Annotated in this window: 10 protein-coding genes and 1 tRNA gene; 10 read left to right on the plus strand and 1 reads right to left on the minus strand. The window is 73.5% G+C overall.

From position 1 onward, the window contains the following. The first annotated feature begins 104 nt into the window (after positions 1 to 104). The 10 genes from TR49_RS36875 (at position 105) to TR49_RS36920 (ending at position 15,113) form a co-directional block, all read left to right on the plus strand. Positions 105 to 1,661: a DUF7059 domain-containing protein gene (locus TR49_RS36875; protein WP_042390233.1), complete on the plus strand. Its 1,557-nt coding sequence runs from the start codon at positions 105 to 107 to the stop codon at positions 1,659 to 1,661. Positions 1,662 to 1,821: 160 nt separating this feature from the next. After that, entirely contained in the window at positions 1,822 to 2,040 is a 219-nt protein-coding gene (locus tag TR49_RS36880) for a hypothetical protein (RefSeq protein WP_152627660.1), read from the plus strand. Between the two features lie 168 nt (positions 2,041 to 2,208). Further along, positions 2,209 to 2,415, plus strand: coding sequence for a DUF3592 domain-containing protein (locus TR49_RS36885; RefSeq protein WP_042390212.1), 207 nt, complete (start codon positions 2,209 to 2,211; stop codon positions 2,413 to 2,415). A gap of 454 nt (positions 2,416 to 2,869) precedes the next feature. Beyond that, positions 2,870 to 5,662, plus strand: coding sequence for a type I DNA topoisomerase (gene topA / locus TR49_RS36890; protein ID WP_042390214.1), 2,793 nt, complete (start codon positions 2,870 to 2,872; stop codon positions 5,660 to 5,662). A 359-nt stretch (positions 5,663 to 6,021) separates the two neighbouring features. After that, positions 6,022 to 9,720 (plus strand): dTMP kinase, encoded by a 3,699-nt coding sequence (gene tmk, locus TR49_RS46545; RefSeq protein ID WP_052434944.1) that lies wholly within the window; start codon positions 6,022 to 6,024, stop codon positions 9,718 to 9,720. A gap of 150 nt (positions 9,721 to 9,870) precedes the next feature. Further along, entirely contained in the window at positions 9,871 to 11,073 is a 1,203-nt protein-coding gene (locus tag TR49_RS36900) for a DNA polymerase III subunit delta' (protein WP_042390216.1), read from the plus strand. Positions 11,074 to 11,276: 203 nt separating this feature from the next. Further along, a complete protein-coding gene (locus TR49_RS36905; RefSeq protein WP_152627661.1) occupies positions 11,277 to 12,329 on the plus strand; it encodes a hypothetical protein in 1,053 nt (350 codons plus the stop codon). 73 nt (positions 12,330 to 12,402) lie between these two features. Continuing rightward, on the plus strand, positions 12,403 to 14,196 hold the full coding sequence (locus TR49_RS36910) for an alpha/beta hydrolase (RefSeq protein WP_084725799.1): 1,794 nt from the start codon (positions 12,403 to 12,405) through the stop codon (positions 14,194 to 14,196). A gap of 111 nt (positions 14,197 to 14,307) precedes the next feature. Continuing rightward, complete coding sequence (leuE, locus tag TR49_RS36915) at positions 14,308 to 14,976, plus strand: leucine efflux protein LeuE (RefSeq protein ID WP_042390220.1); 669 nt, start codon at positions 14,308 to 14,310, stop codon at positions 14,974 to 14,976. Positions 14,977 to 15,039: 63 nt separating this feature from the next. Beyond that, positions 15,040 to 15,113 (plus strand) — tRNA-Thr (locus tag TR49_RS36920). 114 nt (positions 15,114 to 15,227) lie between these two features. On the opposite strand, the gene TR49_RS36925 is transcribed toward TR49_RS36920, so the two are convergent. Continuing rightward, positions 15,228 to 15,767, minus strand: coding sequence for a hypothetical protein (locus TR49_RS36925; RefSeq protein ID WP_042390223.1), 540 nt, complete (start codon positions 15,765 to 15,767; stop codon positions 15,228 to 15,230). Positions 15,768 to 15,828: the final 61 nt, after the last annotated feature.

Below are 15,828 nucleotides of genomic sequence, written 5' to 3' on the forward strand. Positions count from 1 at the left end.
ACCGGACCCCTGCCGACCGGACTCCTGCCGACCGGACCCCTGCCGAGTCCGCCGCGACGTCCGCCGACCCCGCCGCCGTCCCCGGCGGTACGTCCGCCGCAGCGCTGCCGGTGGTGGACCGGGAGCGGATCGGGCGGCTGCGGGACGCGTTCGTCGCGGCCGGCTACACCGCCGACGGCTGCCTGGAGCTGCTGGGCGGGGCGGCCTACGCCGCGCTCGCCCGCAGCGAGAGCGTGCCCGCGCTGCGGGCCACCGCGGGGCCCGGGGCGCTTCCGACGCTGGTGCGGCTGTTCCTGCTGCAGCGCGAGGTCTCGTACCCCCAGGCCGCGTTGGCGCTGCCGGTCGACGAGGCCCTGGCGGACGCGTGGCTGACCCGCACCGCCGACGGCGGCGTGCGGGCGACCGTCGACGTGCGGCCGTATGCCAACGACATCGCGGGCGAGTCCGAGACGGCCGACGCGTGGATCGTCTCCGACCTCGGCTGCGCGGTCGGCGGAGCGGGCGGCATCGGGTCGGGCGCGGCGACCGACCAGGGCGTGCCGCGCAGCGAGCTCGTGCTCGGGGTCGGCGGGGCCTCGACCACGCTGGCGAACATCACGGTGCGCCGCCCGGTGCGGCGTGCGCTGGACCTCGGCACCGGCTCCGGCATCCAGGCGCTGCACGCCGCCCGCCATGCGGCGCAGGTCGTGGCCACCGACGTCAACCCGCGCGCGCTTCACTTCGCCCGTCTCTCCGCCGAGCTGTCCGGTCTCGGCGAGCGGGTCGAGGCGCGCGAGGGGAGCCTGTTCGAGCCCGTCGCGGCGGATCCCGCGGACGGGGACGCCGGGCGCTTCGACCTGATCGTCTCCAACCCGCCGTTCGTGATCTCCCCGGGCGGCCGCTTCACCTACCGCGACGGCGGGATGGCCGGTGACGACCTCTGCCGCAGCCTGGTCACGCAGGCCGGTGAGCATCTCGAACCGGGCGGCTACTGCCAGCTGCTGGCCAACTGGCAGCACGTGCGCGGGGAGGACTGGCGCGACCGGGTGGCCTCGTGGGTGGCCGGGACCGGCTGCGACGCCTGGATCGTGCAGCGGGACGTGCAGGACCCGACCACCTACGCCGAGCTCTGGCTGCGCGACGGCGGCGACCACCGCGGTTCGCGCGCGGAGTACGAGCGGCGGTACGGGGAGTGGCTGGACGCCTTCGAGGCGGCCAAGGTCGAGGGCGTCGGCTTCGGCTGGATCACGCTGCGGCGTGCGCCCGAGGGGGCGGAGCCCGTGGTACTGGCGGAGGAGTGGCCGCACCCGGTCGAGCAGCCGCTCGGGCCGGTCATCGAGCAGTGGTTCGCCCGGCAGGACTTCCTGCGCGCCCACGACGACGCGGACCTGCTGGACTCCCGCTACCGGCTGGCGGAGGAGGTCGTGCAGGAGCAGGTCGGCGTGCCGGGCGAGGAGGATCCGGAGCACGTGATCCTGCGTCAGAACCGGGGCATGCGACGGGCGACGAAGGTCGACACGGTGGGCGCGGGCTTCGCGGGGGCCTGCGAGGGTTCGCTGCGCGCCGGTGACATCCTGGACGCGATCGCACGGCTCCTCGACGAGGATCCGGTGGTGCTGCGCGACCGTGCGCCCGAGCAGATCCGCCTGCTGGTGGAGCAGGGCTTCCTGTTGCCCGCCTGATGGCCCGTCCGAGGCCCCCGGTGAACGCCTCGTTCATCGGGGGTTTGCCTTGCTTTCGCCGTGTGTAGGCCCTGCGTTGCCGCCTCGCTGACAGCCTGATTGTGCGACCGATCACATGATCGGCCAATGGACGACAGGTGATTGGCGGGGGTGTGCGAACGTGGGGACACCACTGAGTCTGTTCACCGGGGTGTGGTTCTCCCTGTTCGGAAGCGCCGTCATCTGGTGGTGCGCCGTCGAGGTGCGCCTGCGCCGCACCCTGCGACGTGTCGGTGTGAGCGGGATGGCCAGGGTGGTGGCCCCCTCCGCGCTCGAGTCGGCGGGTGAGCCCGGCGAGCCGGTCGGCGTCCCCGTCGGAGGACCGGCGACCGGCGCCTAGGCCGACAGCCCCACCTCGGTCCCGGCCCCCGATGCGGCCTGGACCCGCAGCGCCGGCCAGGCCGACGCCGAGGGAGCTGCGGACGCCGCGGATGTCGCGGAGTCCGTCGACGTCGACCATGCCGACAACGCCCCGCTGCTCAGCTTCGAGGTCGAGGGCCACGGGCAGGTGATCACACGCCCGCGCGGCTGGACCTCGATCCGCCGGTCCGCGGCGCTGCCCGTCGGTGCGCTGGTGCCCGTCCGCTTCGATCCGCGACAGCCGACCCGGGTCGCGCTCGAAGGCGTGCCGCAGAGCCGCAGCGACCTGTTCTGGCTCCTGCTCGGTCTGGCCTTCGCCGGCTGCGGTGTGGCGCTGCTCGCAGCCGCGTTCTGAGGCCTGCTTCCCGGCGCGCTCCGGGTCGCGGTGGCCGACGGGCCTATCAGACGGGTGCATGTCCGTGCGCCCGGATGGGCAGAGACACGCCGAACGGGTCGGATTCTGCACCGGAATTCCGACGGCCGGTCCTATGATCCGGCTGTCCGGTTCGGGCCTGTTCGGCGGGTCCGCGTCCCCGCCGGGCGTCCCCGACCTGCTGACCGGCCTGTTCGCAGGCCTGACAGCGCATTGGTGTGACCACGTACGACATACCGTACGACCCCGCCCGAACAGCGGGAACCGGCTCGCTCGGGTTACCGTTCGAGTGGCAGCGGAGGGCTTCCGGCACTGACAAGTCGGGATCCGTCCGTTTGACAAGGGGCACCGGGGTGCGGTCACACTCCGCATTCAGGACCGTGTCGCCGCGAGTCGCGGCGGCCACCCCCTCATCGACCGGGAGAGAAGAGCGAAGGTGTCCCCGACCAGCGAGACCGCACGCGACGGACGTCGACTCGTCATCGTCGAGTCGCCGGCCAAGGCGAAGACGATCAAGGGTTACCTGGGCCCTGGATACGTGGTCGAGGCGAGCGTCGGGCATATTCGCGACCTTCCCGGCACGGCCGCCGAGGTCCCCGAGGGCTACACCGGCGACGTCCGGCGCCTGGGCATCGACGTGGACCACGATTTCGAGCCGATCTACGTGGTCAATCCGGACAAGAAGGCTCAGGTCTCCAAGCTCAAGTCGTTGCTGAAGGAAGCGGACGAACTCTTCCTCGCCACCGATGAGGACCGCGAGGGCGAGGCCATCGCCTGGCACCTGCAGGAAGTGCTGCGTCCCAAGGTGCCGGTGCACCGGATGGTCTTCCACGAGATCACCAAGGACGCGATCCAGGAGGCCGTGCGCAACCCGCGCGAGCTGAACAAGCGCCTGGTCGACGCGCAGGAGACGCGCCGCATCCTCGACCGCCTCTACGGCTACGAGGTCTCCCCGGTGCTGTGGAAGAAGGTCATGCCGAAGCTCTCGGCCGGCCGCGTCCAGTCCGTGGCGACCCGCCTCGTCGTCGAGCGCGAGCGTGAGCGCATGGCGTTCCGCTCCGCCTCCTACTGGGACCTGACTGCCGTCTTCGCCACCGCCGACGCGGGCCGCGCCGCGGCCGCCGGCGAGCCCGGCACCTTCGGCGCCCGGCTGAGCGCCGTCGACGGCCGCCGCGTCGCCACCGGCCGCGACTTCGACTCGCTCGGGCGGCTCAAGGGCGCGTCCGGCGCGGCCGCCGGCCAGGTGCTGCACCTGGACGAGGAGGCCGCGCGGGGTCTGGCCGCCGCGCTGGCCGCGACCGACTTCCGGGTCCGCAGCGTCGAGTCCAAGCCGTACCGCCGCGCACCGTACGCGCCCTTCCGCACCACCACGCTCCAGCAGGAGGCCAGCCGCAAGCTCGGCTTCGGCGCCAAGCGCACCATGGACGTGGCCCAGAAGCTGTACGAGAACGGCTTCATCACCTACATGCGCACCGACTCGACCACGCTCTCGGACACGGCCGTGAACGCCGCCCGCGCGCAGGTCGAGCAGCTCTACGGCCGCGAGTACCTGCCGGACGCGCCGCGCACCTACCAGGGCAAGGTCAAGAACGCCCAGGAGGCGCACGAGGCGATCCGTCCCTCCGGCGACCGCTTCCGCACTCCGGCCGAGACCCGGCTGACCGGCGACGAGTACAAGCTGTACGAGCTGATCTGGATGCGGACCGTCGCCTCCCAGATGAAGGACGCCGTCGGCCAGTCCGTCTCGGTCAAGGTCGCCGGCCCGGCCGCCGACGGCCGGGACGTCGAGTTCTCCGCCTCCGGCAAGATCATCACCTTCCACGGCTTCCTCAAGGCCTACGTGGAGGGCCGCGACGACCCGGACGCCGAGCTCGACGACCGCGAGCGCCGGCTGCCCCCGATGGCCGAGGGCGACGGCGTCACCGCCGACGAGATCACCCCCGACGGCCACGCGACCAAGCCCCCGGCGCGCTACACCGAGGCCTCGCTGGTCAAGGAGCTGGAAGACCGCGAGATCGGCCGCCCGTCCACGTACGCGGCGATCATCGACACGATCATCCGGCGCGGCTACGTCTTCAAGAAGGGCACGGCGCTCGTCCCGTCCTTCGTCGCGCTCGCCGCGGTCCGGCTGCTGGAGGAGCACTTCGGCCGCCTGGTCGACTACGACTTCACCGCCAAGATGGAGGACGACCTCGACGCCATCGCGCGCGGCGAGGCCGAGTCTGTGCCGTGGCTGCGCCGCTTCTACTTCGGCGAGGGCGGCGCGGAGGGCCTGGCCGCCTCCGCGGCCGACGCGGGCAACGGTGACGGCGACCACCTCGGCGGCCTCAAGGAGCTCGTCACCGACCTCGGGGCGATCGACGCCCGCGAGATCAGCTCGTTCCCGCTCCCCGACTCCGACATCGTGCTGCGCGTCGGCCGCTACGGCCCGTACGTGGAGCGAGGCGAGCAGCGCGCGGACGTGCCCGACGAGCTGGCTCCCGAGGAGCTGACCGTCGAGCTGGCCGAGGAGCTGCTGGCCAAGCCGAGCGGCGAGCGGGAGCTCGGCAACGACCCGGAGACCGGTAACGCCATCGTGGCGAAGGCCGGCCGCTACGGGCCGTACTTCACCGAGATCCTCCCCGAGGGCACCCCGAAGACGGGCAAGAACGCGGTCAAGCCGCGGACGGGTTCGCTGCTGAAGTCCATGGATCTGGACACGGTGACGCTGGAGGACGCGCTCAAGATCTTCGGTCTGCCGCGGGTCGTCGGGGCCGACGCCGAGGGCGTCGAGATCACCGCGCAGAACGGCCGCTACGGGCCGTACCTGAAGAAGGGCACGGACTCGCGCTCCCTGGAGACCGAGGAGCAGATGTTCACGGTCACCCTGGAGGAGGCGCTGGCGATCTACGCCCAGCCGAAGGCGCGCGGCCGCGCGGCGGCGAAGCCTCCGCTGAAGGAGCTGGGCGTGGACCCGGTCAGCGAGAAGCCGGTCGTGGTGAAGGACGGGCGCTTCGGCCCGTACGTCACCGACGGCGAGACCAACGCGACGCTGCGGCGGGACGACTCCGTGGAGGAGATCACCCCGGAGCGCGGCTTCGAGCTGCTCGCGGAGAAGCGCGCCAAGGGGCCCGCCAAGAAGACGGCGAAGAAGGCACCGGCGAAGAAGACCGCAGCCGCGAAGAAGACGACGGCGGCGAAGAAGGCTCCCGCGAAGAAGGCCGCAGCGAAGAAGACCGCCAGCGCGTAGCGCTCGGGGTGCGGGGCGCGCCCGTCCGGCGGGTGCGTCCCGCGCCCTTCGGCGGGAGGCGCCCCCGGCGCGGGCGTGAGCCGCCACCGTGCGCGGATGACCCTGCGCGTTCACGGCTCCACCTGCGTGGAGTGGCGGCACCTCCCCGCCGGGAGCTGCGGTGGGGTACCTCCCGGCCGAAGGTGGCTGCGGGCACCTCCCCGGCCGAAGGCTGGGGGAGGAGCCGCAGATCGGCGGCGCCCCGCGCCGTGCGGGCTGCCGGGTCGGTTCGCTGCAGAAGTGCACCGGCTCGGGAACCGGAAGGTAACCGTCTGCCAACAGGCGGACGGGGTGTCCGGGGCTCCGGTTAGGCTGGCCGTATGAGCGCCGAGTCGCAGGAGCCCACCAGCGAGGCCCCGGAGAGCATCCGCCCAGAGGACCGCAGCAGCGGAACGTTCGTCGGCGTCAGTCCGACCGATCGTGCCCGCGCGCTGCTGCGCGGTCGCGCCTACGGGCGCGCCTGGCGGGCCCAGGCGGTGGGGACGTTGGGGGACCGCCTCGCACTGCTGACGTTGCTCGCACTGACGGTGCGCGCCGTCGTGGGGGCGCAGGCGCTGGGCGGCGGGTACTCCGCGGCGCTGTTCGCGCTCGCTGCGGCCTTCGGCGCGCGTCTGCTGGGCACGCTGCTCTTCGGGGCCGTACTGCTGGCCCCTGTCGCACAGTTGACGCGGCGTCTGGACCGGCGGCAGCTGCTCATCGGTGCGGAGGCGCTGCGCGCCGTGCTGCTGGGGTGCACGCTGTTCTGGGTGAGCTGGACCGGTGCCAAGGCGTGGATCTGGCTGCTGGTCACCGTCTTCGTGACCGCCGCGCTCGAGCGGGTGGTCACCGTCACCCGCGAGTCCTTCGCCGAGTCGCTGCTGCCGAGCGCCACGCCGGGCCACCCGCCCGTGGACCAGCGGCCGGTGCTGCGTCACATCGACCTGTGGACGGGGTACGTCTCCCTCCCGCTCGCCGCGCTCGCCTTCGTCGTGCTGATGCTGCTGAACCAGGGCGTCGGACAGGGCGTGTCGTGGTTGTCCACGCACCCGCTGGCCCTTGCGGAGTTCGGCGCGGCCGCGCTCTTCGTCCTCGCCGGTGTGCTGCACTTCCGGCAGGAGCTGCCGGACGCCGCGGCCGACGGCGCGCGGCCGTTCGAGCCGCGTTCGCCGCTGACCAACCTGCGGGCCCCGGCGGACGTCACCCCGGGCCTGGTGGCACGCGGGCGCACCGGTTCCTCGCTCACCTTCTCCTTCGCCGTCTGCTCGACCGCCGCTGCGGTCGCGGCCGCCGCTGCCGTCGCCTACGTGCACGCCCAGGACCTGCTGGCCGGTGAGATCGGCTACGCGCTCTTCGTGTTCGCGCTGACCGCGGGTCTGCTGCTGGGGCTGCGGGTGAGCCGCAGCGTGCTGCCGCCGCTGAGCCGGCGACGGCTGCTGCCGCTCGCCATGGTCGTCTCCGGGCTGGGCCTGGTGCTGGGCGGCCTGGTCCGCGACTACGTGCTGGCGCTGGTCTTCTTCTCCATCGCCGGGATCGCGGGCGGCGTCGCCTTCCGTGGCGCGCGCGACCTGCTGCGGCAGGAGACCGAGGAGGTCCGTCAGCGACAGGTCGACGAGCACCTGCACGCGATGCTGCGGGTCGCCGTCGCGGTGGCGCTCGTCGCCACCCCGCTGATCGGCGCGGCCTTCGGCCCCGAGCAGTTCGGCGGCACCACGCTGACCTTCGACCACGGCGGCGCGGGCCTGGCGGTCGCGCTGGCCGGGCTGCTGCTGGTGGTCGCCGGTGTCGTCGTGCTGCTGCGCGCCGACGACCGCAAGGGTGTCGCGCCGCTGCCGCGCGACGTCTGGGACGCCCTGACCGCCGGTACCGAGCCGCCCGCCTACCGGGCGGGGACGGGCTTCTTCATCGCCCTGGAGGGCGGTGACGGCGCGGGCAAGTCCACGCAGGCGCAGGCGCTGGCGGAGTGGATCCGCAGCAAGGGCCACGAGGTGGTGCTGACCCGTGAACCGGGCGGCAGTGCGATCGGCCAGCGGCTGCGCGCGATGCTGCTGGACGTCGCCAACACCGGCATCTCGCACCGCGCCGAGGCGCTGATCTTCGCGGCCGACCGGGCCGAGCACGTCGACTCGGTGATCCTGCCCGCGCTCGAGCGCGGTGCGGTCGTCATCACCGACCGGTACATGGACTCCTCCATTGCCTACCAGGGCGCCGGCCGCGACCTGGCCGCCTCCGATGTCGCCCGGCTCAACCGCTGGGCCACCGGTGGCCTCGTCCCGGATCTGACGGTGGTGCTGGACGTCGCGCCGTCGGCCGCGCGGGAGCGCTTCTCCGAGGCGCCGGACCGGATGGAGTCCGAGCCGGAGGCCTTCCACCAGCGGGTCCGCTCGGCCTTCCTGGCTCTGGCCGCCGCCGACCCGGCCCGCTACCTGATCGTCGACGCGGGTCAGCCCCCGCAGGCCGTCACCACCGCCGTGCGCCACCGTCTCGACCGGGAGCTGCCGCTCTCGGAGCAGGAGAAGGAGGCCCTGGCGGAGCGTGAGCGCCTGGCCCGTGAGGCCGAGGCGCGCCGCCTGGAGGAGGAGGCCCGTCGCAAGGCCGAGGAGGAACGGGCCGAGCGCGAGCGCCAGGCCACGCTGGAGCGGTTGCGCCTGGAGGCCGAGGAGGCCGAGCGGGCCCGCCAGGCCGAGGAGGACCGCAAGGCGGCCGAGGCCGCGCGTCAGGCAGCGGAGGCGGCTCGTGCCGCCGCCGAGGCCGAGGCCGCGCGCCGCGCCGAGGAGGAGGCGGAGCGCCGCCGAGTCGCCAAGGCTGCCCGCGCCGCGGCGCTCGCGGAGGCGGAGCGTCTGGCCGAGCTGGAGCGTCAGCGCGCGGAGAAGCGCGCGGAGGAGCGTCGTCGCGCGGAGGAGGCCCTGCGCCGCGCCGAGGAGTCCCGCCTGGCCGAGGAGTCCCGTTTGGCCGCGGAGTCGGCGGCCGCTGCCGCCGCGGCAGCGGCGAGCCTGGCCGGCACGGCGGGGGACCGCGAGGCCGGGGAGGCGGACCGGCACCGAAGCGGTACCGGAACCGGATCCGGCCCGAAGCCGGGGGCTGACGACGACGAGACGGCCGTCATCCCGCGCGTGACCGAGGACGAGGACGGCGCTCAGGGGCGCGGCGACGATGGCGGCCGCAGTGGCCACGACGGCCACGGCCGTGGTGCGGACACCGAGGACGCCACCACCGAGATGCCGCAGATCGGCGGCGGTCGCGGCACCGTCGCCGAGGACGAGACCGCGGTGCTGCCGCGAGTCGAGGGTGGCGGGTCCGGCCGGGTGGCCGCGCCTGCCGCCGACGAGACCGCGGTCCTTCCGCGCGTCGTGGACGAGGAAGCCTCCCCCGCCGACCGGCGGGGGACAGCCTCGGCCCCGGCCCGCACGGAGGAGGACGAGGTCGAGGTCACCGCCGCGCTGCCGGTCGTGGTGGACCCCCGCGGCAAGAATCCTGACGCCACGTCGGACGAGACCATGGTGCTGCCGCCGATGCCGGCGCAGCCGCCCGCGGTCGGACCGGTCGCGCCCGCGGAGGAGGCCGCGCCGAAGAAGGGCCGCCTGTCGCGGTTCTCCCGCAAGGGCGCGGCCCAGGGTGCCGCCGAGCCGAAGGCTTCGGCAGGCGACGTCGTGTCGCCCGCCGAGCAGGCGGCCGAGCAGACGGCGGTGCTGCCGGTCGTCGACCCGCAGGCGCAGCAGTCGCTGCCGCGCGCGTGGCGGGAGGCCGCGCCGCGCAGCACCGAGAGCGTCCAGGACAAGGTGCCCGACTGGCTCTTCCGGCCCGAGCCGGGCGCGGCGGGGTCCGAGGCCCCGACGACGCAGATCCCCGCCGTCGGGCCGAAGGCGGGACCGCAGGCGTCGGGCTCGCGCATCGGCCGCTACGACTGGGCGGAGGAGACCCCGCTCGACGATCTGCCGTCGCTCACCGACCAGCTTCTGGGCACCAAGGAGGAGTGGGCGCAGTGGCACGCCGAGCACCCGGAGCAGGAGCCGCGCCCGGACGGTGACGGCGGGCAGCGCTGACGTGGGTGGCCGACCGGTCGGCGCGACGGCGTCGGTTGTCGGTGGCGGCCGTTAGGCTGCGAGGCAGTGAAGACAGTGGGCCCGCCGCCGGGAGAGCAGCGAGACGGCGGCGGGTCGGTCCGGTGAGCGGTGGCAGAGTGGCGGCGTGACGTGAGCGTGTGGGACGACCTGGTCGGGCAGGACCAGGTGGTGGAGCAGCTGGTCTCCGCGGCTCGGGCGGCGCGTGCCGTGGTGGCCGGGGAGTGGCCCGCCACCGGTGCCACGGGGATGACGCACGCATGGCTGTTCACCGGTCCGCCCGGCTCCGGCATGGGGGCGGCAGCGCAGGCCTTCGCCGCTGCGCTGCAGTGCACCTCGCCCGACCTGGATCTGGGCGGGGTGCCGGGTTGCGGCTTCTGCGAGGGCTGCCACACGGCGCTGGTCGGCAGCCACGCGGACGTCGAGACCGTGCGGACGGACGTGCTCAGCATCGGCGTCAAGGAGACGCGCGAGCTGGTGCGCAACGCCTCGATGTCGCCTGCGGGCGGCCGCTGGCAGGTGATCATCCTGGAGGACTCGGACCGCCTGACCGAGGGCGCGGCCAACGTCCTGCTCAAGGCGATCGAGGAGCCGGCGCCGCGCACGGTGTGGCTGCTGTGCGCGCCCAGCGTCGAGGACGCGTTGCCGACGATCCGCTCGCGTTGCCGGCTGCTGGTGCTGCGCACGCCCCCGGTGCGCGCCGTCGCGGAGGTGCTGATGCGGCGCGACGGCGTGGACCCGGAGCACGCCGTGTTCGCGGCGCGTGCGGCGCACGGGCACATCGACCGGGCCAGGCGGCTGGCCCAGGACGAGGCGGCGCGCTCGCGTCGGGCGGAGGTGCTGCGGCTGCCGATGGTGGTCGGGGATCTCGGCAAGTGCCTGTCCGGCGCCCAGGCGCTGGTGGACGCGGCCGCGGCGGAGGCCAAGCAGGTCGCGGACGAGGTGGACACGAAGGAGACCGAGGAGCTGCGGACCGCGCTCGGTGCGGCGGCGGGTGTCGGCGGGCGGATGCCGCGCGGCACGGCGGGCGCGATGAAGGAGCTGGAGGACCGCCAGAAGCGCCGGGCCACCCGCATCCAGCGCGACAGCCTCGACCTGGCCCTGGTCGACCTGGCGGGCTTCTACCGTGACGTCCTTGCGCTCCAGTTCGGCTCGGCGGCGGACCTGGCCAACGAGGACCTGCGGGCGAACGTGGAGCGTGTCGCCGCACAGTCTTCCCCGGAGACGACCCTGCGCCGCATCGAGGCCGTCCTGGCCTGCCGCGAGGCGATCGAACGGAACGTCGCTCCGCTCCTGGCGGTCGAAGCCATGGCCGTCACCCTCCGCGCGGGCTGACCCCCGCCCGCTCCCCGCCCCGACGCCGCAACGCCCCGACGCCGCAACCCCCGACGCCCCGACGCCGCGCGCGGAAGCCGACGTCGCTCCGCGCGCCGCGGCCGAGCCGGGGCGTCCCTGTGACGCCGGACGGGGATTCCCTCGTTCGGGTGGCAATGGAACGGGAAATGATCACGCTCGTCCCCACAGGGGATCCGGACAGGATGACCTTGTGGTGGAGCGCAGCGCTGATCGCTGCCGGAGCGACGGTCGGTGTCGGGTTGGCGGGGAGCGCGCTCGGGGCCTGGCGGGAGGAACGGTCCGGGCGGGTGTACGAGTTGACGCCCCGCTATCTGCGCGTCGCCGCGCGGGCGGTGGCCGCGGCGGTCGCGCTCGTGGCGGCGGCCGTCGGCGGGGTCATGGCAGCGGTCGGCGGCCCGGGGGCTGCCGACCGGGCGGCGCAGGCGGCAAGGGCGGAGCAGCCGGTGGCGGCCGTGGAGTCCGCTGCCGACCCCTCCGGCGCGAGCCGGTCCGCCGCCGCCCACCCGGACTCCGACCGGGCGCCCAAGCCGGCGCCGGCCGCGCTCGCCGTCGTGGGCAGACCCTCCGGCGGGCAGCTCTACCTGGGCACCCTGCCGGGCGTTCCGGGCCAGGTGCGGGTCTGGCTGCCGCCGCAGTACGCGGCCCACAGGGGTGCGGGCACGACCGCCCTGCAGGCGGTGGTGGTGCGCGCGCCGGAGAGTGAGCTGGGGGAGGTGTGGGAGGGGCTCGCGGGCGCGGTGACGGCCGGGCACGCGAACCCCTTCGTCGCGGTGGCCCCGGCCGATCCCTGCGCGCTGGCCGCGGACGACTCCGCGCTGCGCGGCGCGGTCGCCGGGCAGTTCAAGGTGGCTTCCCGCCCGCGTTCCTGGGCGGAGGTCGGCGTGGACGCCGCCTCGTCGTGCGCGGTCACGGCCGAGCTGGCCCATCCGGACGCCTACGCGGGCGCGGCGGCACTCGGCGGCGCGCTGCCGCATCCGGCACCGGGCAAGGCCGCGAGCGGCGCCTCTTCCCCGCTGCCCTCGGGACTCCGGCTGCTGCTGGCGCAGGCCCACCGCGACACCACCGGGCAGGCCGAGGCGAACCGGCTGCGGGTCGCGCTGCAGGGAGCGCCGGACGCGGCGGTCCGGCTGTCGGCGGTGGTCCGCGACTCGACGCCCGCACGTGAACGCATTCGACTGGTCAGAATGGCGGCAGACTATGTAACCGAGGAGTTCGCCGCGGCAGCGCATCGCTGACGCCCCCCGCAGGAAGCACGACCGCACACCCGCCGCGCTGCCTCACCGAGGCGCGGCCCACTCTGGGGAGAGCATGAAGAGAACCCGCGTGCCCAGCGTCGTCCCGTCCGAGCGGCCCACGGCCGGCCCGTCCCCGGCGGGTGCGCCCGCGACTCTTGCGTCCGAGGGGGGCGACGCGTGGACCCGGGCCGAGCAGTCCCGCGCTCCGCAGGCCCGGGCTCCCAGGCCCCGCGTCCCCAGGGCCGTCGTGGCGCTGGCCGTGCTCGGGCTGACGGCGGTCGGCGTGGTCGGCTGCAGCTCCTCCGGATCGACGCCGGGAGCGTCGGGCGCGGGGGCGAGCGGTGGGTCGAGCGGGACCTCCGCGGCCGGTGGACCGTCCTCGACGGACACGGCGTCGAACGGCGCGGCGACCGTGCTGCAGCCGCTGCCGACGGCGGTCCCCGCCGACCTGCAGCCCTACTACGGTCAGAAGCTGTCCTGGCACGGCTGCGACTCCGGGTTCCAGTGCACGACGTTCAAGGTGCCGCTCGACTACGACCACCCGGGCGCGGCCGGCGGCGGTGACCTCACGCTCTCCGTGGTGCGCAAGCAGGCGTCGGGGCAGGGCGTGCCGAGGATCGGGTCGTTGCTGGTGAACCCCGGCGGCCCGGGCGGCTCGGCGGTGGACTACGCCGAGTACGCGGCGATGACCTATCCGGCGGTGGTGCGGGCGGCCTACGACATCGTCGGCGTGGACCCGCGCGGCGTCGACCGCAGTGCGCCGGTGCAGTGCCTGACGGACCCCCAGATGGACGCCTACACGCAGGTGAACACCACCCCGACCACCCAGGCGGGCGTGAACGCGCTGGTGGCCGCGGACAAGGCCTTCGCGCAGGCCTGCGAGAAGCAGTCCGGCAAGCTGCTGAACCACGTGAGCACCGTGGAGTCGGCGCGGGACATGGACGTGCTGCGCGCCCTCCTCGGCGACGACAAGCTGCACTACCTCGGCAAGTCCTACGGCACCTTCCTCGGCGCGACGTACGCGGGCCTGTTCCCGTCTAGGGTGGGGACGATGGTGCTGGACGGGGCGATGAACCCGTCCCTCTCCGCACAGCAGCTCAACGCGCAGCAGGCCGGGGGCTTCCAGGTGGCCTTCGACGCGTTCGCCGCCGACTGCGTCAAGCGCCCGGGCTGCGCCCTCGGCAACGGGACGGTCGCGCAGGCGAACCAGAAGCTCGACGCCTTCTTCAAGTCCCTGGACGCCAAGCCGCTGCCCACGGGCGACCCACGGAAGCTGAACGAGGCGCTCGGCATGACCGGCGTCATCTCGGCCATGTACGACCCCTCGGAGTGGCCGGACCTGCGCCTCGCGCTCGCCGACGCGACGAACAACGGCAACGGCAAGGAGCTGCTCGCGCTCTCGGACCAGTACTACGAGCGCGACTCGAGTGGCCACTACCAGAACCTCATGTACGCGAACGCGGCGGTCAACTGCCTCGACATGCCGGCCGCGGCGACCACCCCCGCCCAGGTGCAGCAGCAGCTGCCCACGTACGAGAAGTCCTCGCCCCAGTTCGGGGCGAGCCTCGCCTGGGGCGGGCTGACCTGCGCCTACTGGCCGGTCAAGGCGACGGGCTCGCCGCACGTCATCCCGGCCAAGGGCGCGGCGCCGATCCTGGTTGTGGGCACCACCCGCGACCCGGCCACCCCGTACGCCTGGGCACAGGGCCTGGCGCAGCAGCTCGACACCGGCACGCTGCTGACCTTCGACGGCGACGGCCACACCGCGTACGCGCGCGATCCGGGCGGCAGCGCCTGCATCGACGAGGCCGTCAACAACTACCTGCTGCAGGGCACCGTCCCTGCCAAGGGCACGGTCTGCCGCTGACACGGGCGTCGCGTTCGTCACGTCACGGGGAGGGTGGTTGTCAGGAGCGACCACCCTCCACGATCCTTTCATCGAGGCCGTTGGCCCCCCTCTCGATGAAAGGCAGTCGCCGTGCTCGGCGTGATCCACTACCCCACGTATGCCCTCGGTGCCCTGCTGATCGTCCTGCTGCCCGGGCCGAACTCGCTCTACGTGCTGTCCACGGCCGCGCGCGCCGGCATAGCCACCGGTTACCGCGCCGCCGCCGGCGTCTTCCTGGGTGACACCACGCTGATCACCCTGACCTCCCTCGGCGCGGCCTCCTTGCTGCGCACCACCCCGGTGGTCTTCGACGCGGTGAAGCTCATCGGCGCGGTCTACCTCCTCGTCATCGGCTACGGCATGATCAAGGCCGCCCGGGACCTGTGGCGCGAGCGCCACGCCGCTCCGACAGCCCCCGCCCCGTCCCCGCAGGACGAGCCCGCGCCGTCGCAGACCTCGCCGTTCCGCCGCGCGTTGCTGATCAGCCTGCTCAACCCGAAGGCGATCCTCTTCCTGCTCTCCTTCTTCGTGCAGTTCGTGGATCCTGCCTACGCCCACCCGGGCTTCTCCTTCGCCGTCCTGGGCGGCACGGTCCAGCTCTTCAGCTTCCTGTACCTGTCGACGCTGATCCTCGCGGGCCACCGCCTCGCCGCCGTGTTCCGCGCCCGCCGCCGACTCTCCGCCGCCCTCACCACCGGCGTCGCGGCCCTCTTCATCGGCTTCGCGGCCAAGCTCGCGACGGCCTCCGCGGCAGGGTGATCATGTCGTGATCGAAAGGCGTGCAGGAGCACCCCTGGGACCTGTGTAGACTAATCCCCGTTCGCCGCCTTAGCTCAGTTGGCCAGAGCAACGCACTCGTAATGCGTAGGTCTCGGGTTCGAATCCCGAAGGCGGCTCCTTTGAGGCCCAGGTCGCAGTCCACTGCGACCTGGGCCTTCGGGTTTCACCTGACGGGCCCTGGTCTCACAGTCGGAGACTCCACCGTGGCCCGCGCCGACTCCCCGAAGCGTCTAGCAGCCCTCGGTGGGGTGGTCGGTGCCGTTCGCGCCGCGGTACCAGTCGTGCCACTCGCCGTGGAAGTCGTGGTTTGTGAGGCACTTGGGGTAGACGAACGGCGGGAGCTTCATGACGCCGTGGAGCCACGAAGCGTAGACGTGGGGCATGGAGTAGCGGTAGCCGAACTGGTCGATCGCGACGAGGTTCGAGGTCCAGAACGAGCCGGAGACGCCCTGGTACTTGTCGCTGTAGTAGCGCTTCCCGGCCTGATTGCCCTGCTGGTCGGAGATCCAGATGGAGCCGGGACCGCTGTTGGTGACGCTGCTGTCGTCCCAGTGGACTTCGGCGTACATCATGCGGCAGGAGGGGATGTAGCCGAGGTAGAGCTGGCCGAGGGTGCTGCCTTCGGTGGACTTGAGCGTGGTGACGTTGGACGCAAGGACGCGTTCGGATCCGCAGGTCGCGGCGTGGGCTGCAGGGGCGGTGACGGTGCCGAGGCCGGCGGCGAGCATGGTCGTCGCGACGAGTGCTCCGAACTTCTTCTTGAGGTGCATGCGCGTGATCTTGGCAGGTGGAGTGGGGGGTGCGGGTCTGTCGGGCGAGGGGTTTCGGGGG

Origin of the sequence: Streptacidiphilus melanogenes (assembly GCF_000787835.1) — a bacterium.
Taxonomy (GTDB): domain Bacteria; phylum Actinomycetota; class Actinomycetes; order Streptomycetales; family Streptomycetaceae; genus Streptacidiphilus; species Streptacidiphilus melanogenes.